At 71.9% G+C, this 18,708-nt stretch carries 18 protein-coding genes; 6 read left to right on the forward strand and 12 right to left on the reverse strand.

Annotated features, from left to right (window positions below):
• Positions 1-17: 17 nt before the first annotated feature.
• Positions 18-1,076, reverse strand: coding sequence for a diacylglycerol kinase family protein (locus IF46_RS0127885; RefSeq protein WP_030491368.1), 1,059 nt, complete (start codon positions 1,074-1,076; stop codon positions 18-20).
• A 127-nt stretch (positions 1,077-1,203) separates the two neighbouring features.
• Between IF46_RS0127885 and IF46_RS0127890 the strand changes: the two genes are divergently transcribed.
• The 3 genes from IF46_RS0127890 (at position 1,204) to purD (ending at position 4,931) form a co-directional block, all read left to right on the forward strand.
• On the forward strand, positions 1,204-2,493 hold the full coding sequence (locus IF46_RS0127890) for an adenylosuccinate synthase (protein ID WP_030491369.1): 1,290 nt from the start codon (positions 1,204-1,206) through the stop codon (positions 2,491-2,493).
• A 168-nt stretch (positions 2,494-2,661) separates the two neighbouring features.
• Positions 2,662-3,591 (forward strand): hypothetical protein, encoded by a 930-nt coding sequence (locus tag IF46_RS0127895; protein ID WP_030491370.1) that lies wholly within the window; start codon positions 2,662-2,664, stop codon positions 3,589-3,591.
• An 89-nt stretch (positions 3,592-3,680) separates the two neighbouring features.
• A complete protein-coding gene (gene purD / locus IF46_RS0127900; RefSeq protein ID WP_030491371.1) occupies positions 3,681-4,931 on the forward strand; it encodes a phosphoribosylamine--glycine ligase in 1,251 nt (416 codons plus the stop codon).
• Positions 4,932-4,973: 42 nt separating this feature from the next.
• Here purD and IF46_RS0127905 read toward each other — a convergent pair whose 3' ends face one another.
• The 3 genes from IF46_RS0127905 to IF46_RS0127915 form a co-directional block, all read right to left on the reverse strand.
• A complete protein-coding gene (locus IF46_RS0127905; protein WP_030491372.1) occupies positions 4,974-6,536 on the reverse strand; it encodes an AMP-binding protein in 1,563 nt (520 codons plus the stop codon).
• 198 nt (positions 6,537-6,734) lie between these two features.
• Positions 6,735-7,949, reverse strand: a complete 1,215-nt coding sequence (locus IF46_RS0127910; RefSeq protein ID WP_030491373.1) for an acyl-CoA dehydrogenase family protein — start codon at positions 7,947-7,949, stop codon at positions 6,735-6,737.
• Between the two features lies 1 nt (position 7,950).
• The gene (locus IF46_RS0127915) at positions 7,951-8,403 is read right to left on the reverse strand and encodes an SCP2 sterol-binding domain-containing protein (protein ID WP_030491374.1); all 453 of its coding nucleotides are present in this window, start codon (positions 8,401-8,403) and stop codon (positions 7,951-7,953) included.
• 67 nt (positions 8,404-8,470) lie between these two features.
• Between IF46_RS0127915 and IF46_RS0127920 the strand changes: the two genes are divergently transcribed.
• Positions 8,471-9,109 carry a TetR/AcrR family transcriptional regulator gene (locus tag IF46_RS0127920; RefSeq protein ID WP_030491375.1) on the forward strand — a complete coding sequence of 213 codons (639 nt, stop codon included), beginning with the start codon at positions 8,471-8,473 and terminating at the stop codon, positions 9,107-9,109.
• On the opposite strand, the gene IF46_RS0127925 is transcribed toward IF46_RS0127920, so the two are convergent.
• Entirely contained in the window at positions 9,084-9,752 is a 669-nt protein-coding gene (locus IF46_RS0127925) for a DedA family protein (RefSeq protein ID WP_420063598.1), read from the reverse strand. The genes IF46_RS0127920 and IF46_RS0127925 overlap by 26 nt on opposite strands.
• Positions 9,753-9,922: 170 nt before the next feature.
• Between IF46_RS0127925 and IF46_RS0127930 the strand changes: the two genes are divergently transcribed.
• The gene (locus IF46_RS0127930) at positions 9,923-11,074 is read left to right on the forward strand and encodes a sensor histidine kinase (protein ID WP_051724229.1); all 1,152 of its coding nucleotides are present in this window, start codon (positions 9,923-9,925) and stop codon (positions 11,072-11,074) included.
• The gene (locus IF46_RS0127935; protein ID WP_030491378.1) at positions 11,071-11,712 is read left to right on the forward strand and encodes a response regulator; all 642 of its coding nucleotides are present in this window, start codon (positions 11,071-11,073) and stop codon (positions 11,710-11,712) included. The genes IF46_RS0127930 and IF46_RS0127935 overlap by 4 nt, the downstream gene beginning before the upstream one ends.
• 12 nt (positions 11,713-11,724) lie before the next feature.
• Here the strand turns inward: IF46_RS0127935 and IF46_RS0127940 are convergent, their stop codons facing one another.
• From IF46_RS0127940 to IF46_RS0127970, 7 genes are all read right to left on the reverse strand, one after another.
• Positions 11,725-12,345 carry a DedA family protein gene (locus IF46_RS0127940; protein ID WP_030491379.1) on the reverse strand — a complete coding sequence of 207 codons (621 nt, stop codon included), beginning with the start codon at positions 12,343-12,345 and terminating at the stop codon, positions 11,725-11,727.
• A gap of 62 nt (positions 12,346-12,407) precedes the next feature.
• Positions 12,408-13,670, reverse strand: coding sequence for an adenylosuccinate synthetase (locus IF46_RS0127945; protein WP_030491380.1), 1,263 nt, complete (start codon positions 13,668-13,670; stop codon positions 12,408-12,410).
• On the reverse strand, positions 13,667-14,626 hold the full coding sequence (locus IF46_RS0127950; RefSeq protein ID WP_030491381.1) for a hypothetical protein: 960 nt from the start codon (positions 14,624-14,626) through the stop codon (positions 13,667-13,669). The genes IF46_RS0127945 and IF46_RS0127950 overlap by 4 nt, the downstream gene beginning before the upstream one ends.
• A 9-nt stretch (positions 14,627-14,635) precedes the next feature.
• Positions 14,636-15,604: a serine/threonine protein kinase gene (locus IF46_RS0127955; protein ID WP_030491382.1), complete on the reverse strand. Its 969-nt coding sequence runs from the start codon at positions 15,602-15,604 to the stop codon at positions 14,636-14,638.
• Positions 15,601-16,353, reverse strand: a complete 753-nt coding sequence (locus tag IF46_RS0127960) for an NUDIX hydrolase (protein ID WP_030491383.1) — start codon at positions 16,351-16,353, stop codon at positions 15,601-15,603. The genes IF46_RS0127955 and IF46_RS0127960 overlap by 4 nt, the downstream gene beginning before the upstream one ends.
• A gap of 104 nt (positions 16,354-16,457) precedes the next feature.
• Complete coding sequence (locus tag IF46_RS0127965; RefSeq protein ID WP_030491384.1) at positions 16,458-17,324, reverse strand: MaoC/PaaZ C-terminal domain-containing protein; 867 nt, start codon at positions 17,322-17,324, stop codon at positions 16,458-16,460.
• The gene (locus tag IF46_RS0127970) at positions 17,324-18,682 is read right to left on the reverse strand and encodes a 3-oxoacyl-ACP reductase (protein ID WP_030491385.1); all 1,359 of its coding nucleotides are present in this window, start codon (positions 18,680-18,682) and stop codon (positions 17,324-17,326) included. Before IF46_RS0127970 ends, IF46_RS0127965 begins: the two co-directional genes overlap by 1 nt.
• Positions 18,683-18,708 lie beyond the last annotated feature (26 nt).

The raw sequence follows: 18,708 nt of genomic DNA on the forward strand, positions 1-18,708 counted from the left end.
GGTTGGCGCGGTCGAGGTCAGATCGACCAGACCGCCCAGGCGCCCGGCTCGATCCACCAGGAACGCTTGCGGGTCAGCTCGCCCTCGACACCATCGTCGAGGTACGGCACCTTGCCCTCCCTGGGCAGTACCGACACCGCTCGCCCACGGGCCCGCCGCACTTCGAGGCGTACCCGCTTGCGCCCCCACGCGGAGCGGACGACCACCGGCACGGCCACCGCGACCTCGACCTGGCCGTCGGCCGGGTCCGGCGCGGTCAGCAGCGTCACGTCGTTGAGCGTCGCGTACCCGCCGGCGTTGCCGACCGCGCAGGCCAGCAACGGTTCGTCACCGTTGGTGAGGATGGTGTCGTCGACCTCCACCCGGGCCCGCCAGTGCAGCGGCCGGCCAGCGTCGTCGGCGGCACCGAGGAGCGCGCCGTCCAGGGTCACCGAACCGCCGTCGTTGCGCAGCAGGTCCAACCGCCGCGGCGTGCCGTCCAGCACCGCGGCGGCCACCGCTGCCGGGTCACGGGGCAGCCCGAGCTGCGCGGCCAGGTCCCGGTGGGTGCCGCCACGGGCCGGATCAAGCGGGAGTACGGCTACCGGCGGCAGGTCGGGCAGGGTCCGGTTGCCGGGCAGATCCGCCGGGCGGCGGCTCGGCGCTGGGGCGTACCGCCGGACCAGCCGGCGCAGCACGGCGCGCAACTGCCCGTCGCTGGCCGTGGCGACGACCAGCCTGGTCTTGCTGTCCAGGTCCGGCCAGGTGAGGCCGTCCGGGCGGGCCGGGCCGTCGAGCCGGGCCAACACCTCGTCGATCTCGGCGTCGGAACGGGCGGTGACCGTCTCCACCCGGGCGCCCCGGGCGGTCAGCGCATCTGCGCAGGCCAGCACCGGCACCCGTGGCCGCTCCGTCGCGCACTGCTCGGCGTTAGTCTGGTCGGCGCTGGTCTGGCCAGCCTTGCCCTGGTCGGTGTCGCTTCGGCCCGTCGGGTCGGTGTTGGCCTCGGCCGCCCCGCCGCAGCAGGCCCCGCCGCTGCCACAGCCCCCGGGAGCGTCCCGCTCCGAACCGAGGGTGAGCAGCACCACGTCGTACACGGAAGGAGCCTCCTGCTGCCTCTCGGCGCGACCCCTGCCGGCCACGCCGTCACTACTTGTTAACCTGACACCCCGGGCTCGCCGAGCGGTCGCCACCTGGCACCCGAGCCTTCTGGAGGCGGAAGAGATGCCAGCGATCGTGCTCATCGGCGCTCAGTGGGGCGACGAGGGCAAGGGCAAGGTTACCGACCTGCTAGGTGAGCGGGTCGACTACGTCGTGCGCTACTCCGGCGGCAACAACGCCGGCCACACGGTGATCACCCCAGACGGACAGAAGTACGCGCTACACCTGATGCCGTCCGGCGCGCTCTCACCGGACGCGATGATCGTCATCGGCAACGGTGTGGTGGTCGACCCGAAGGTGCTGCTCGCCGAGATCGACGGCCTGGCCGAGCGCGGCGTCGACGTGTCCCGGCTGCGGATCTCCGGTGACGCGCACCTGATCATGCCGCACCACCGGGCACTGGACCGGGTGATCGAGCGCTACCTCGGCTCGTCCCGGATCGGCACCACCGGCCGGGGCATCGGCCCGGCGTACGGGGACAAGGTCGCCCGGATCGGCATCCGCCTCCAGGACCTGCTCGACCCCGGCATCCTGCGCAAGAAGCTGGAACTCGCGCTGCGCGAGAAGAACCAGATCCTGTTCAAGGTCTACAACCGTAAGGCGATCGACCTTGAGGCGACCGTCGAGGAGTACCTGGAGTACGCGGAGCGGCTCAAGCCGTACATCGCGGAGACCCGGGCGATGCTCTGGGATGCCCTGGACCGGGGCGAGACGGTGCTGCTGGAGGGCGCCCAGGCCACCATGCTCGACATGGACCACGGCACGTACCCCTTCGTGACCTCGTCCAACCCGACCGCCGGTGGCGCCTGCGTGGGCGCCGGCATCCCGCCGACCGCGATCAACAAGGTCATCGCGGTGAGCAAGGCGTATACGACGCGGGTCGGGGCGGGACCGTTCCCGACCGAGCTGTTCGACGCCAACGGCGACCACCTGCGCAAGATCGGCGCGGAGTACGGCACCACCACCGGGCGGGAGCGCCGGTGCGGGTGGTTCGACGCGGTCGTGGCCCGGTACGCCTGCCGCCTCAACGGTGTCACCGACCTGGTCATCACCAAGCTGGACGTGCTCACCGGCATGGCCAAGGTGCCGATCTGCGTCGGCTACGAGATCAACGGCGTCCGGGTCGACGACATGCCGATGAGTCAGACGGACTTCCATCACGCCAAGCCCGTCTACGAGGAACTCGACGGCTGGTGGGAAGACATCACCAAGGCAAGAACCGCCGCCGACCTGCCGGAAAACGCCCGCCGCTACATCGCCCGCATCGAGGAGCTCTGCAACACGAGGGTGAGCGTGGTAGGCGTAGGCCCAGGCCGAGAAGAAAACGTCGTCTACCACCCCCTCCTCCCCTAACCCCGGGCCCCGCCCAGGCGGCCTCACTCCGGTGATCATGGGGTTGACGAGGTATTCGATCTACAAAAATCCCGTTAACCCCATGATCACTGAGATGGCGGGTGTCGCTGTCCACAGGGTTATCCACAGGGCTGGTGGTTGGTTGGCGGAGCAGCCAGCGTGGGCTAGGTGGATCGCGCAGAGCTTGTTCGCTCGATTGCTGCCGTGCAGGATGGCCTGATCACCCGAGTGCAGGCGCTGAGAGCCGGCTTCAGCCGAAATGACATCGATCATCTGGTGGCTGTACGCCGTTGGCGGCCACTTGCTCGAGCGGTCTATCTGACGCGCGACCCGTACGGTGAACCACCTGCTCGTCGGTGTCGCATTCGTGCCGCCGTGCTCTCGCTGGGCCCGGCGGCTCACGCGGTGTTCGGCACTGCGGCTGAGCTGTACGGCATCGCCGGACTGCCGCCTCGGGACGAGATCCACGTGGCGATGCCGGGCAGGGCGGCAAAGCTGGCGCGGGTGTCGGACCCCGCGATCGTGCTACACCAGCTCGAACACCCTCTGGGCACGGTGGTGCAGGTGAACGGGATCGCGGCTACGGGGCCACGGCTGACCGTCTCCGAAATCATCTTGCGAGAGCGCCGGTACGCGGCGGTCTCGGTGCTCGATTCCGCCCTCAATCGAGGGCTGCTCACACCCGAATGCCTAGCAACCATTCCGGCGCTGATTCGAGGTCGACGCGGCGCGGTTGCAGCACGCGGTTACGTCGCTGAGGCGGATGGCCGAGCACAGTCGCCACTGGAGACCCGCTCTCGACTGCGCTGCGTTGATGGGGGAGTTCCGCCAGACGCGCTACAGCTGGAAGTGCGCGACAACGACGGCTATCTGCTCGGCATCGGCGACCTGGGTTGGCGTGGCCCAAGGCTGATCGCCGAAGCGGACGGCCGAGACGTGCACGGCACCCCGGAGGCCGTCTACGCCGACCGCCGTCGCCAGAACCGCCTGGTCAACGCCGGCTGGACCATCCTGCGTTTCACCTGGCAGGACACCCTTCACCCCACCTACATCCCCCACACAGTCCGTCAAGCGATCGCAACCCTTCGTGCCTGTTGATCATGAGGTTGACGAGCCAGTGGATCACTAGATGGCCCGCCAACTTCATGATCAACAGGGGGATACGGGGGGGACAGTAGGATCTGGGTGTGCGGGTTCTTTTGGTGGGTGGTGGCGGGCGGGAGCATGCGCTTGCGCTTGGGCTGGCGGGCGACTCGGGGGTTTCGGCGCTTGTCGCCGCGCCGGGCAACCCGGGGATCGCCTCGGTGGCTGAGTTGCGGGCCGTTAGCGCGTCCGATCCGGCCTCGGTGGCGGCGTTGGCTGTGGAGACTGCGGCTGACCTGGTGGTGATCGGGCCGGAGGCGCCGCTGGTCGCCGGGGTCGCCGACGCGGTACGCGCCAAGGGCATCGCCGTCTTCGGTCCATCCGGCGCGGCCGCGCAGCTGGAGGGTTCCAAGGCGTTCGCCAAGGACGTGATGACCGCCGCCGGCGTGCCGACCGCTCGGGCGTACGTCTGCACGGACGAGGAGAGCACCGCTCGGGCGCTGGACGAGTTCGGCGCACCGTACGTGGTGAAGGACGACGGCCTCGCCGCCGGCAAGGGCGTGGTGGTGACCGACGACCGGTCCGCCGCGTTGGCGCACGCCGCTGAATGTGGACGGGTCGTGGTCGAGGAGTTCCTCGACGGCCCGGAGGTCAGCCTCTTCGTGGTGACCGACGGCGAGGCGGCGCTGCCGCTGTTGCCGGCACAGGACTTCAAGCGGCTCGGCGACGGCGACACCGGGCCGAACACCGGCGGCATGGGGGCGTACGCGCCGCTGGACTGGGCGCCATCCGGCCTGGTCGACGACGTCATGCGTGATGTTGTCCACCCGACGCTCGCGGAGATGCGTCGCCGGGGCACTCCGTTCGCCGGTCTGCTCTACGTGGGGCTCGCGATCACCGCTGCCGGCCCTCGGGTGATCGAGTTCAACGCGCGCTTCGGTGACCCGGAGACCCAGGTGGTGCTCGCGTTGCTGGAGACTCCGCTGGGTGGGCTGCTGCACGCGGCGGCCACCGGCACGTTGGCCGAGCACCCGCCGCTGCGGTGGCGGGACGGCAGCGCCGTGACCGTGGTGCTCGCCGCGCAGGGCTACCCGGTCGCGCCGCGCACCGACGACGTGATCACCGGCGCGGACCGTCCGGGCATCATCCACGCGGGCACCGCCCGCCGGGCCAGCGACGGCGCGTTGCTCTCCGCCGGCGGCCGGGTCCTCTGCGGTACGGCCACCGGCTCCGACCTTGCGGCTGCGCGGGATGCCGCGTACGCGCTGGTGGGCGGGGTGGAGTTGGCCGGTTCGCAGCACCGCACCGACATCGCCGCCGCCGCGATCGACGGCCGGATCACGATCCCGGGCTGAGCGTTGCCGGGCCGAGCGTTGCCCGGCTGAACGCTGGGCCGGTCAGCCGTAGTAGCGGCGCAGTTCGCGGGTTAGCACCTTGCCGGTGGCGTTGCGGGGCAGGTACTTCACGAAGATCACGTCTCGGGGGACGCTGAATCGGGCCAGGTAGTGCCGGACGAATTCGCGTACTGCCTCGGGGTCGAGTGTCTCGTCGGGGTGCAGGGCGAGGAACGCGGACAGGCGTTGACCCCACTCGGCGTCGGGCACGCCGATCACTGCTGCTTCGCGGACCTGTGGCAGCTGCGCGAGTAGATCCTCTACCTCGGAGGGGAAGACGTTCTCGCCGCCAGAGACGATCATGTCGTCGGCCCGGCCGTCGACGAAGAGCAGCCCGTCGGCGTTGAGCCGGCCGAGGTCACCGGTGTCGAGCAGGCCGTCGCGAGTTTCCCGGCTGGCGCCGGAGGTGTAGCCCTCGAAGAGCATCTCGTTGCCGACGAAGATCCGCCCGACCCGCCCTTCCGAGACCGGCTGGCCGTCGTCGTCGAGCATCTCCAGGCGGGTGCCGTGCGGCGGACGACCAGCGGTGGTGGGTGCCTGACGCAGGTCCTGCGGGCTGGCGATGGAGGCCCAGGAGACCTCGGTGGACCCGTAGAGGTTGTAGAGGACGTCCCCGTAGGCGTCCATGAATGCCGGCGCCAGCCCGCCGGGCAGGGCCGAACCACTCACCGCGACGACCTTGAGCGGGGGACGCGGGTCTGGTGGGGGCACCTCCAGTAGCCGCTGCACCATTACCGGTACGGCGAAGAGCGCGTCGCAGCGGTGCGCCGTCAGGGCGGCGAGCGTGGCGGCCGGGTCGAAGCGGCGCTGCAGCACGATGGTGGCCCGCAGTGCCAGGCAGACCTGGAGGGCGGCGAATCCCCAGGTGTGGAAGATCGGCGCGGCGATCATCACCCGGTCCCGGGCGTGCAGGGGGATGCGGTCGATGATGGACACCAACGGGCCGAAGCCGCTGGGCGTCGGCCGGCGGGCACCCTTGGGCGTACCGGTGGTGCCGGAGGTGAGCACGATGATCCGGCCGTCGCGCTCCGGCGGGTGCAGGTCGCCTGGCAGCGCCCCGGCCACCAACTCTTCGCGAGAGCGCTCGTCGAGCCGGGTCAGCTCGGCAGGAAGGCTGAGGACCCGGTCGGCGAACTCGTCGTCGTGTACGAGTAGCCGTAGCCGCTGCTCATCGGCGACGGTGCCCAGTTGGGCGGCGGAGAGCCCGGTGTTGACCAGGACCGCGTCGACGCCGAGCAGGGTGGCGGCGACGATCGTCTCGACCAGCCCGTGGTGGTTGCGGCAGAGCACGCCGATCCGGTCGCCGGCCTGGACGCCGAGCTTGGCACGCATCGATCGGGCCATCCGTTCGGCCCGGTCGAGCAGCTCGCCGTAGGTCAGCTCGACGCCGTTCTCATCGATGACGGCTGGGCGGCCGGGATCCCGGGCGGCTGCTTGGCGTAGCTCGCCTGCCAAGCTCCATCCCCACGTCCGCAACGCGTTGAGCTGCGAGGCGACCCGGACCGGGCTGCCGGGGGTGAGTAGCCCGCGACGGGTCAGCGTGGTGACGATGAACGGCAGGTCCATGCCGCAGACCTCCTCGGGGTGGTGCGCGGACGGGGCGACCGGCTCCCCGTCCATCAGGGCGTCTTCCCTTGATCATGCACTGGGTGCGGCTGGTGGCCCAGTCGGCGTCGGCGCGGGGTGACAAAGACGGCACGGATCGTGGAATTCGGCGGACCCGTGGCCCGGCTCCGCCGAGGCGGGCCGGGCCAGACCGAAGAGTCAGCGGATCTGCATCCCGGAGATCGCCCGGGAGATGACCAGCCGCTGGATCTCGGAGGTGCCCTCGAAGATGGTGTAGATCTTGGCGTCCCGGTACCAGCGCTCGACCGGGTGGTCACGTAGGAAGCCGGCCCCGCCGAGCAGTTGCACCGCCTTCTCGGTGACCGACACCGCCACCTCGCCGGCCTTGAGCTTGGACATCGACCCCTCGCCTGCGGTGAACGGTCGGTTGTTGCGGCCCATCCAGGAGGCTCGCCAGACGAGTAACCGAGCGGCGTCGATCTCCATCCGCATGTCGGCAAGCGCGAACGCGACAGCCTGGTTCTCGATGATCGGCCGTCCGAACTGGACTCGGTCCTTCGCGTAGTCAAGGGCGTACTCGTAGGCGGCCCGGGCCACACCGAGCGCCTGGGCGCCGACCGTGGGCCGGGACAGCTCGAAGGTGCGCATCGCGGCCTGCCCGGTGGCCCGCTGGCCGGAGCGGGCCCGGTCGAGGCGTGCCAGCAGAGCGTCCCGGCCGCCGAGTAGGCAGCGGCCGGGTACGCGTACCCCGTCGAGGAAGACGTCGGCGGTGTGGGACGCGCGGAGGCCAAGTTTGCGCAGCTTGCGGGTGGCGGCCAGGCCGGGGGTGCCCGGGGGTACGACGAACGCCGCCTGGCCTCGGGAGCCGAGCGCGGGGTCGACGGAGGCGGTGACCACGTGCACTCCGGCGATCCCGCCGTTGGTGGCGTACGCCTTCTGGCCGGTGAGCACCCATTCGTCGGTGGCCTCGTCGTAGACGGCCCGGGTGCGCATCGCGCTGACGTCGGAGCCGGCCTCCGGCTCGCTGCTGCAGAAGGCGGCGACGGCCGGCGAATCGGCGTCGCCGAAGCACTGCGGCACCCACTCGACCAGCTGGTCGGGGGTGCCAGCGCCGTAGATGGCGGCGACGGCGAGCGAGGTGCCGAAGATGCTCAGGCCGATGCCGGCGTCACCCCAGAAGAGTTCTTCGCTGGCGATCGGCAGGGAGAGCCCGGTGGGGTCGGCCCAGCAGGTGGCGAGGAACTCGAAGCCGTAGAGGCCGACCTTGGCTGCTTCCTGGATCACCGGCCACGGGGTGTCTTCGCGCTCGTCCCACTCGGCCGCGGCTGGGCGCACGACCTCGGCGGCGAAGCCGTGCACCCAGTCGCGTAGGTCCCGCTGTTCCTCGTTCAGGTCGAGCGAGAACTCAGCCATGTCAGGCCTTGGGGATGTCGAACAGGTTGGCGATGTTGGCGGCGAGGCCGAGGTCGCCCTTCGCCTTCAGCTTGCCGGTCATGAACATCATCACCGGGTTGGCGCCACCGGAGACGATCTTCAGGAACTCGACCGGGCCCATGGTCAGGCTCAGCTTCGGGTCGTGCTGCGAGGGCTCGTTCACCACGCACGCGCCGTCGGCGATGACCACCTCGTAGGTGTCGCTGCCGCCGTCGGGGCGACCGGTGATGACCCAGTGGATGACCGCGTTGGTGGCGCCGGCCCGGTCTGCGCGGAACAGCGACGGCATCCGGCCGAACACCTCGCCCAGGACCTTGTCGCGCGCGTCACCGGACATCACCTGGGCGATCTTGTCGTCCGGGGTGGACTTGACCAGCTGGGCGAACTCCTTGGGGCCCACGTTGGCGAAGGTGGCCGGGTCGAAGTCAGTCATCAGGTGCGCCTTCCGGAAGATTGGCTACTCGCGCGTAACCCTACGCACGAGTAGGTATGCTCGCAAGGTGTCAAGTGTCCCCGCCTTCAAGCGCCTGCCGCGCGCCGTTCGCGAGCAGCAGATGCTCGACGCGGCCGTCAAGGTCTTCTCCCGACGTGGCTTCCACGCCGCCAGCATGGACGAGATCGCCGAGGACGCCGGCATCTCCAAACCCATGGTGTACGCGTACCTCGGCACCAAGGAGGAGCTCTTCGTCGCCTGCCTGCACCGGGAGGGCACCCGGATGATGCAGGCCATCGCCGGGGCGGCGGCCCCCGACCTGCCGGCCGACGAGCGGCTCTGGCGCGGGTTGAAGGCGTTCTTCGGCTTCGTGGGCGCGCACCGGGATGGCTGGGCGGTGCTCTACCGGCAGGCCCGGGGCGAGCAGCCGTTCGCCGGCGAGTTGGCCACCATGCGGGCCCGGCTGGTCGAGGTGGTCGCCGGGATGCTCGACCACGCGCTGCGCGCCGAGGGTCGCGAGATCGCCGCCGTCGACCTGGAGGTCGTCGCGTACGCCCTGGTCGGCGCGACCGAGTCGCTGGCGGACTGGCTCGCGGACCACCCGGAGGCCGAGCCGGAGAAGACGGCCACCCGGATGATGAACGTGGCCTGGCTCGGTGCCGCCCAGCTCCTGCACGGCGTCACCTGGCGCCCCCCGGCCGACTGACGGCCCCGGCGGAGACAGCGTCGGCGCCCGGTTCGCCGGCCCGCGCCGCACGGCGCTGGTGCCCACGCAGCCAGCGGACCACCTCGACGATCAACGTCACCGTCAGGGCGAGGCCCAGACCCAGCAGGAGACCACGTAGCGGGTCCTGCTCGAAGGCCAACCCGCCGACGTAGCCGACCAGCGCGGAGTAGAGCCCCCACGAGCCGGCGGCGAGCGCGTCGAAGGCCAGGAACCGTCGCCGGGGATAGTGCACCGCGCCCATGGTGAGGGTGACCGCGGTCCGACCGCCCGGCACGTAACGGGCCACGGTGAGGATCAGGCCGCCGCGCGTCGCGATCCCCCGGCGGGCCCAGTCGGCGGCGGCCCGACGCCGACCGTCGGGCGGCAGCCGGTCGAGCAGTCGCGCTCCACCGGCCCGCCCGATGGCGTACGAGATGTGGTCGCCGACCAGTGCCCCGGCGGCGGCTACCAGGATCACCCCGGGCAGGTACGGCGCGCCGGAGGCCGCGAACACCCCTGCGGTGATCACCGCCGTCTCGCTCGGCACCACGGGAAAGAAGCCGTCGAGCACCGCGATCGCGAAGATCGCCAGGTACACCCAGGGCGAGGACATCGTGTCGTGCAGCAGGTCGAGTAGATCCATGATCCCGATGCTGGTGTGGACGGCGGCTCCTGCCATCGGCCAGTGGTCAGGCGGGCACCACTACTTAGGTATCGGCCAGCCCGGACGGCGGGTAGGGGTCTTCCCCCAGCTCACCCGGGTCCGGCCGGGTGGGGCGGACCGATTCGTCCGGGGAGCCCTACGCTCGCTGCGTGGCCTCCAGCGCCGCCGCCCTGCGGCGGGTCGTCCAGCGGTACGGCCCGCTGCTGCTCGCCGTGACGGTCGCGACGGCGGTCTGGGCCAGCGCGAGCGGTGACATCGGGGTCCGCTCACCGCTGCCGGGTGTCGTCCCGCTGGTGCTCGCGGTGCTCTCCGGTTGGGCTGCCGCCACGTTCCGGACCCGCCGGTGGCCGTTGTTCCTGGCCGCGGCGGTCGGCTGGTTGGTGCTCGCCGCCGGGGCGGCCGGGGTGGTCGCCTCGTACCAGGCTGGTCTGCGGCTGCGTGGTCGGCGGCTCGCCGGGTTCCTCGCCGGTGCGGCCGGGGTGCTGGCCGGCGGGGTGCTGATCGGGCTGGCGGTGGGCGGCGTACGCCGGATGACCACCGCAGCCACCGGCAACGTGCTGATGCTCGCCGTCTGTCTGGTCGGACTTCCGCTGGTCTTCGGCCTCTGGGTGCGGGCACGTCGGGACACGCTCGCGGCTCTGCGGGACCGGGCCGAGCGGCTGGAACGCGAGCAGGAGGCCCGCGCTGACCGGGTCCGTGCCGAGGAACGGACCCGGATCGCCCGGGAGATGCACGACGTGGTGGCGCACCGGGTCTCGTTGATGGTGGTGCACGCCGGGGCGCTGGAGGTGACCGCCAAGGACTCGGCGACCGTCGAGGCCGCCGCGCTGATCCGTACTACCGGGCGGCAGGCGCTCACCGACCTGCGCGAGGTGCTGGGCGTGTTGCGACAGGCCGGTCCGAGTGTGGTGCCGGAGCGCGGGCTCGGCGCGCTGGACGAGTTGATCGGGGAGTCCCGCGCCGCCGGGCTGCGGGTGGCCCGGCGGGATGAGGGCGTTGCGCCGGCTATACCGGCGACCGTGGGGCGCACCGCGTACCGGGTGGTCCGGGAGGCGCTGACCAACGTGCGCAAACACGCCGCCGACGCCGAGACGGTGGTCTGCCTGCGCTACCTGCCCGACGGGTTGGAGGTGCTGGTGCGTAACGGGCCGTCGGAGGGCGGGGCGGCGCTGCCCGGTGCCGGGCAGGGGCTGCTCGGGTTGCGCGAGCGGGTGGAGCTGCTCGGCGGCCGACTGGAGGCGTTGCCCGTGGGCGGCGGTTTCCTGGTCCGGGCCCTGATCCCGCTGGCGGGTGCGGCGTGATTCGCGTGGTGGTGGTCGACGACGAGCAACTGGTCCGCGCCGGATTGCGGCTGATCTTGGAGGCGGCGGAGGACATCACTGTCGTCGGTGAGGCAGCGGACGGCGTCGGCGCGCTGGAACAGACCCACCGGTTACGCCCCGACGTGGTGCTGCTCGACGTGCGGATGCCGGGCGTCGACGGGCTGACCGCCGCGCCGGAGGTGGTCGCCGCCGGCGCGAAGGTGATCATGTTGACCACCTTCGACCTCGACGATTACGTGCACCGGGCGCTGCGGGTCGGCGCGGTCGGCTTCCTGCTCAAGGACACCCCGCCCCGCGACTTGGCCGCCGCCGTTCGTACGGTGGCCGCCGGGAACGCCATGCTCGCCCCGACGGTGACCCGGCGCTTGCTCGATTCCTTCGCCGAGCGTGGTCCAGCCCGCCGGGACGCTGCTCGTGAGCGGCTCGCCCTGCTCACCGCACGGGAGCTGGAGATCGTCCGGGAGGTGGCGCGCGGGCATGGCAACGCGGAGATCGCCCGACGGCTGACCATGAGCGAAGCCACCGTGAAGGCACACGTCAGCCGAGCGCTGGCGAAACTCCAGGTGGGTAACCGGGTGCAGCTGGCCATCCTGGTGCACGACGCCGACCTGCTGTGACGTGCCTGCCGGTCAGTGGCGGGAGGCGGCCCGGCGGTGCGCCCGACGGCGTAGCCACCGGATCCCCTCCAGCCCGAACGTGACGATCAGCGAGAGCCCCACGCCGACCAGCACGCCCTTCACCGGGTCACGTTCGAAGGCCAGCCCGCCGAAGTAGCCGAGCAGCCCGCAGTACAGCGCCCAGGTGACCGCTCCGACGCTGTCGTACAGCAGGAACGCCCGGCGGGGATAGCGCACCGCACCCATGGTCAGGGTGACGGCGGTCCGGCCGCCCGGCACGTACCGGGCGGTGGTCAGGATGATCCCGCCGCGCCGGTCCACCGCGCGCCGGGCCCACTCGGAGCTGGCCCGTCGGCGGCTGCCGTCGGGCAGTCGGGCCAGCCGGCGGGCGCCCCCGCCCTGCCCGATGGCGTAGGAGATGTGGTCGCCGACCAGCGCGCCGATGGCGGCGCTCACGATCACCAGGACCAGATTGGGATGCCCGCCGCTCGCCGAGAGCACGCCGGCGGTGATCACCGCTGCCTCGCCCGGCACCGCGGGGAAGAACGCGTCGACCGCGGTGAGCCCGAAGATCACCAGGTACACCCACGGCGACGTGACCGTCCCACGGAGGAGGTCGAGCAGGGCTTCCACACCCCCCATGCTCGCCGGGTGCGACCCGCCCGGTGGCCGAGTCGCTGGATCACCCGTAGTTGTCAGCCGGCGCGGGCCAGGGCCGCTGCGGCGAGCAGCGGGCCGTGCGTCCTCTTGTCGTCGGCGGTGGGGCCGTGTGAGGTAAGCACCACAGGTGTGTCCAGCTCCGCGCTCACCGCCTCGGCCCAGTCCGTCGGCGGGTCGTCATAGAGCGGCCGGGAGCGCAGCAGGCGGGCGGTGAGCGCGGCCTGCCGGTCCAGGTCGCCGGGCGGGCCCGGGGTGAGCCGGTCGCCTGTGTCGTAGCGGCGGCAGATCCGCAGGTCGGGACCGGCCAGGTCGAGATGGGTCAGCGCCAGGCCGTCGACGCCGCCAGCCGCGGCGAGGGCGTACCGGTGGGCGACCGCGTCGAAGTGGCCGAACCGGAAACGACCCTGCCACGGGTTCGTGGCGTTGTGATGGTCGGTGAACGGCAGGCTCGGGTCCTCGGTCACCAACGGACCGTGCCCGTGCCGGGTGGTGACCGTGCGGAGCACCCCGATCCGGGTCACGTCGCCGGGTCGGCCAGCCTCGGCGAGCAGGCTGTCGACGTTGGCGAACGTGGTGGTGCTCCAGGTCGTGTACGGGTGGAAGCCGTGCCACTCGTCGAGCAGCACCCCCTGGGCGCCCTCGAAGACACAGGTCCCGGTGCGCAGTGCGCCGGCGAGCCAGCTGCCGTCGACGATGGCGACCCGCTCGGCGAACCCGGCGAACGCGGGCAGGCAGTCGTCGATCGGTGGTGCGTCCAGCGGGCCCAGCTCGGCGGTCAGCCGGTCCCGCAGGACGGTCAGCCGGCGGCGCAGCACCGCTGGGCGGTGACAGTCGGCGACCCGGGGTGCGTCGTCCGGGTGGGCGAGACCGTACGCGACGGCCTCACCCACCCCCAGCCCGCAGGAGCCGTGCCGGTCGGCTCCCCGGGCGATTTCCCGGGCCCGGTTGGCGGCCCGGTGGTACGGGGTGGCGAGTAGCGCGTCGGAGTCGACGGTCAGTCGGTCGAGGGCGTCGGGCACCCCGACGGTGGCGAGATGGTCGGCCTCGGCAGCCAGCGCCAGCGGGTCCACCACCACGTGCCGGGCCAGGTGCGTACGGACACCGGGATGGAACGTGCCGGCGCCGAACTGCGCGAACGTGTGGTGCCGCCCGTCGCGCAGCACGACGTTGTGTGCCGCCTGCGCGCCCCCGTTGAAGCGGACCACCGTGTGAACGGGACGGGTGGCGCAGAGCCAGTCCACCACCGTGCCCTTGCCCGCGTCGCCGTAGCCGAGGTCGACCACCGCCAGATGACTCACAGTCGGGTCACCCCGCCAGTGGTGTCGTGGAACGCCGGCAGCGTCGACACCTCGGCCCGCCGGTCCCGGCCGAGGCGGGCCAGCGCCTTCGACACGGTGCCGGTGGCGGCGGAGCCGGCGCGGTCCAGGTCGCGCAGGCCCTCGTCCAGGTCGATGGCCTGTTCGCCGAGGCCGATGGTGAGCGCGATGGTCTCGCAGACCGCGTCGAGGTCGTCGAGCACGACGGTGTTCTGCCCGAGCAGGTCCCGCCAGAAGTCGAGCACCTTGGCGTTGCCGGCGTAGTGGCTGCCGGCGGGGAGCAGATAGTAGGTGTCCCAGCGGCGGGTCACCTCGTCGACGACCTGCCGCAGCGGCACGTCCTCGGTCAGGTCGTCGCCGATCAGGCCGGCCACCTCCCGGGCCTTCACCCGCTGGTACGCCAGCTCGTCGCCGATGATGAACAGGTAGCCGCGCCGGCCGCGCTTCTCCCAGCTGTCGGTGACGGTGTGCCGGGCCATGAAGTACATGGCCAGCTCGTACGACTCGCTCATCTGCCCGCCGCCACCGCCCTCCAGCACGATCCGGCCGAGGTCGTCGTCCATCCGGTTGTCCGACTCGAACTGGCCCACCTGCAAGGGCACCCGGTCGCAGGTGGCATCACCGATGGCGCCGAACATGATCTGCGGGTCGCTGGCGTACCCCTGCCGTTGCAGCAACCCGAGCAGTTGCGGCAGCTTGGTCTGCAGGACGCGCGGCACGTTGCGCATCGAGCCGGTCACGTCGAAGAGCACCGCGACGGGGGTCGAGCGCGGGTGCTCGTCGGAGTCGCGGCTCTCGCGCATCGCGTCGCGGGGGTCGAGGTCGGGGTGCACGGTGCGTGCCCCGCTGTCGCTGTAGGAGAAGGCGCTCTTGCCGGTGGACCGGCGGTAGCGGTCGGCGGCGTCGTACACGTCGGTGGACCAGATTCCACTGCCCATGACAGCTCCTTAGGGGGTGAGGGTGAAGGGTCGGAAGGTGCGTGGCCCGTAGAGCCGGTCCAGCACCTGGTCTAGTTCGCGCAGCAGCAGCCAGGCGTCGTCGGGCCGCTTGGCCAGGGACCGCTGCCGGCAGCCACGCGCGAAGGCGTCCAGCTCGCGGGGCGCCCGCGGCCCCATCAGCCAGCTCATGCAGTGGCTGGCCATCGCGATATCGGTGCCCGGGCCGCAGGGCCGCTTCTCGACGACCTCCTCCGGATCCCAGCCGTGACCGGGCACGAGCGCCGGGATCGTGCTCCCGATGGCTGCGGAGAAGCACCAGTCGATCAGCACCACGCCGTGGGCGTCCGGCTCGATCAGCACGTGTCGCGGCAGGACCGCGCCGTGCACCACGCCCGCCCGGTGGGCCAGGCCGAGCACCACCAGCAGCCGCCGCCACATCCAGGCCACGTCCCGGGCGTCCAACCCGTCGGGGTACGCGCGCCGCACCTCGTCGAGGTCGTGCAGGCCGGGTGCGGTGGCGAGCACGTTGATCCGCCGTTCCGCGCCGGTCGCGGTGTCCCGATGCCGGAAGGCGTCGACGAGCCGGGGCACGTACGGCAGGTAGCGCGGGTCGCCGCGCTCGGCGATGGTGCGCAGGGCGTGCGCCTCGCGGGCCATCAGGTCGTTGTCGCCGGGCCGGCGGGGGAGCTTGAGTAGCCGGTCGTCGCCGACGTCGTAGAGGTCGGCCAGGTCGCCGGAGTGGGCCAGCGCACCGAGGCGGTAGTCCCCGACGACGGTGACCTGCCGGGCCTTCCACCGGGTGGTGACGTTGATGAACGCTTCGGTCGCTTCGGCGCGTACCGCCGGGTCGGTCGGCAGGCGATCGGGGTGCAGGGCCGCGACCAGCTCGCGGTAGCGGTGGGCCGGCTGGTCGACGCCGAACAGGTCGGCGTCGGTGCGGGCGGCCGCGACCAGGCGGATGGCCTCCGTGGTCCTCACCGCACCGTCTCCTCGCGGGCGGGGCGCAGCAGCGCCGGGTGCAGCAGGCGGGCGTCGCCGGCCCGGTAGAGCCGGGCGCGGGGGCCGCCTCGGGCACCACCGCGCTCGGTGCTGGCGCCCGTGCTCTCCACGAAGCCCGGCACGGAGAGCACCTTGCGGTGGAAGTTGCCGGCGTGCAGCGGATGCCCCCAGACCGTCTCGTAGACGGCGCGCAGCTCGCTGATCGTGAACTCGGCGGCGAGGAAGCGCGTGGCGAGCGGGGTGTACTCCAGCTTGGAGCGGGCTCGTTCCAGCGCGTCGTCGATGACGCGGCCGTGGTCGAAGGCGAGCTGTCGGCTGGTCAACGCGGTCACCGGCAGCCAGATCGCCTCGTCGGCGTCGCTGCCGGCGGCCGGATCCGGCAGGTCGGGGGCGAACGCGAGGTGCGCGATCGAGACGACCCGCATTCGCGGGTCACGGTCGGGGGCGCCATAGCTGCCCAACTGCTCCAGGTGTACGCGCAGCAGCGTCTCGCCGCCGAGCCCGGTCTCCTCGGCAAGCTCCCGGCGGGCGCCAGCGGTCAGGTCCTCGTCGGGGCGGACGAAACCACCGGGCAGCGCCCAGTGCCCCGCGAAGGGTGCCTCGCCACGCCGGATCAGCAGCAGGTGCAGTGCGCCGTCGCGGATGGTCAGCGCCACCACGTCGACTGTCACCGCGACCGACGGGTAGGCCCGGGGGTCGTACGCGGCCAGGAACTCCTGCTCGTTCATCGCATCTCTCTCACTCTGAGAACATCTCGCTCTGAGAACAACCTAGCGTAGAAGTGCGCGCCTGCCAAGGGGTGCGCTCAGCGCAGGTGACCCGTTAGGTGCGCTCAGCGCACGAGACCAGCCAGATGCGGTCGGCCGTGCGAGTCGTGCAGGGCGAACCCGCCGTCCGGCAGGAGCGCGAAGCTCACCGTGCTCGGCAGCGGTATGGGCAGTTTGAAGGCGACCTCGACGGTGTAGGCGTCCGGCAGTCGGGCCTCCAGCGCGGCCAGGCAGCGCGCCTTGCTCCACATGCCGTGCGCGATCGGCCGGCGGAAGCCGAACAGCCGTGCCCCGAGCCGGGACGTGTGGATCGGGTTGTGGTCACCGGAGACCCGCGCGTACTCCGTGCCGACCTGGGGTTCCACCCGCCACCGGGCGGTGGCCGTCGGCGTCGCGGGACGTTCGCTCCGGTCGCGCCCGCCCGGCTTGCGCTCCCGACCGAGGTACGTCGAGACGCCGCGCCACACCTCCACTCCGTCGACCGAACCGACAAGCACCACGTCCACCTGCCGCCCCCGGTCGTGTGGGCGCAGGTTCTCCGCGTACGTGGTGAAGTGGAGGGTCTCGTCGGCGGTGATCGGGCGGTGGGTGGTGATCCGGTTGCCGACGTGCACCAGGCCGATCAGTGGGATGGGAAAGTTCGGCGCGGTCATCAGTCGCAGGGTCAGCGGGAAGCCCATGACGTGCGGAAACGTCGCGGGCAGCCGGTCGCTGAGGCGGAACCCGCAGACCCGGTCGTAGGCGGCCAGCTGTGCCCGGTCGACGGTCACCCCGCCCACTGTCACCTCGACCGCCGGCAGGTCGGGCCCGCGCCGCCCGCCGCCGACGCCCGGTAGCGCGCCGAGCAACGCCCGCCGGTACAGCGCCCCGGCCGCCGGCATCCGGGGCAGTTCGACAGGGGTGCGGCTGCCCGACTCCGACCGCGCTTCCATCACGCCCCCAGCAGGCTCTGGCCGCAGACCCGGACCACGTTTCCGCTGACCGCGCCGCTGGCCGGCCAGGCCAACCAGCCGATCGTCTCCGCCACGTCCACCGGCAACCCGCCCTGGGCCAGGCTGTTCATCCGTCGGCCCGCCTCGCGGACCACAAGTGGAATGCGTGCGGTCAGCCGGGTCTCGATGAAGCCGGGGGCCACCGCGTTGACGCTGATCCCCCGCTCGCGCAGGGCCGGGGCGAGCGAGTCGACAAGCCCGATCACGCCAGCCTTGCTGGTGGCGTAGTTGGTCTGCCCCCGGTTGCCGGCGATCCCGGCGATCGAGGAGACCGACACGACCCGCCCGCCGGTCGGGATCAGCCCGCGTTCCAGCAGCACGTCGTTGATCCGCTCCTGGCTGGACAGGTTGACGTCGATGACCTGGTCCCACCGGTCGGCGTCCATCCGGCCGAGCGTCTTGTCCCGGGTGATGCCGGCGTTGTGCACCACCACGTCGACCCGACCGTGCCGGCTGGCCAGGTGCTCGGCGAGCCGGGTCGGCGCGTCCGGCGCGGTCAGGTCGAGCTGGACGGCCGTACCGCCGATGTCGTTCGCCACCGCGGCGAGGGCGTCACCGGCCGCCGGGATGTCCAGGGCCACCACCTGCGCGCCGTCGCGGGCGAGCACCTTGGCCAGCGCAGCGCCGATGCCCCGGGCCGCCCCGGTGACGAGGACGACCTGCCCGTCCAACGGGCGGTCCCAGTCGGCCGGCGCGCTCGCCGCGCCGTCGCCGACCCGGATGACCTGCCCCGACACGTACGCCGACCGGCCGGACAGCAGGAACCGGAGGGTCGACTCCAGGCTGGTGAGTGTGCCGGCGTTGCCGCCGTTGCGGGTCACCTGGACGAGTTGTGCTGTGGTGCCCCGACCGAACTCCTTGCCGATGCTGCGGACCAGCCCTTCGAGGGCACGCTGGGCGGTCGCCTCGCGGGGGGCCGCGCACTCCTGCGGCGGGGTGCCCAGCACGATCACCCGGCCGCTGGGCAGCACAGATCGCGCCTGCGGGTGGAAGAAGTCGTAGAGCTGGCGCAGCTCGGTGGAGTCGGTGATGCCGCTGGCGTCGTACACCAGGGCTCCGAAGCGGTCCTGCGGCCCGGCGGTGCCGGTGTCACGCAGCTCGACCCCGGCGGCGATCAGGATCTTGGTGATCGGCTCGGCGAGCCGGCCGCCGGTGGCCGTGCCGAGCAGGGCCGGCCCGGGCAGCAGCGGGTCGCCGGGGTGGTGCCGGCGCAGCCGGGGCGGGTCGGGCAGCCCGAGGCGCTTGACCAGCGCGCGGCCGGCGGCCGATTGGACGAAGCTCGCGTACCTGTCGGTCATGGGCGTAGCCTACTGGCGAGTAGGGT

Origin of the sequence: Micromonospora chokoriensis (genome assembly GCF_000718555.1) — a bacterium.
Classification (GTDB): Bacteria; Actinomycetota; Actinomycetes; order Mycobacteriales; family Micromonosporaceae; genus Micromonospora; species Micromonospora chokoriensis_B.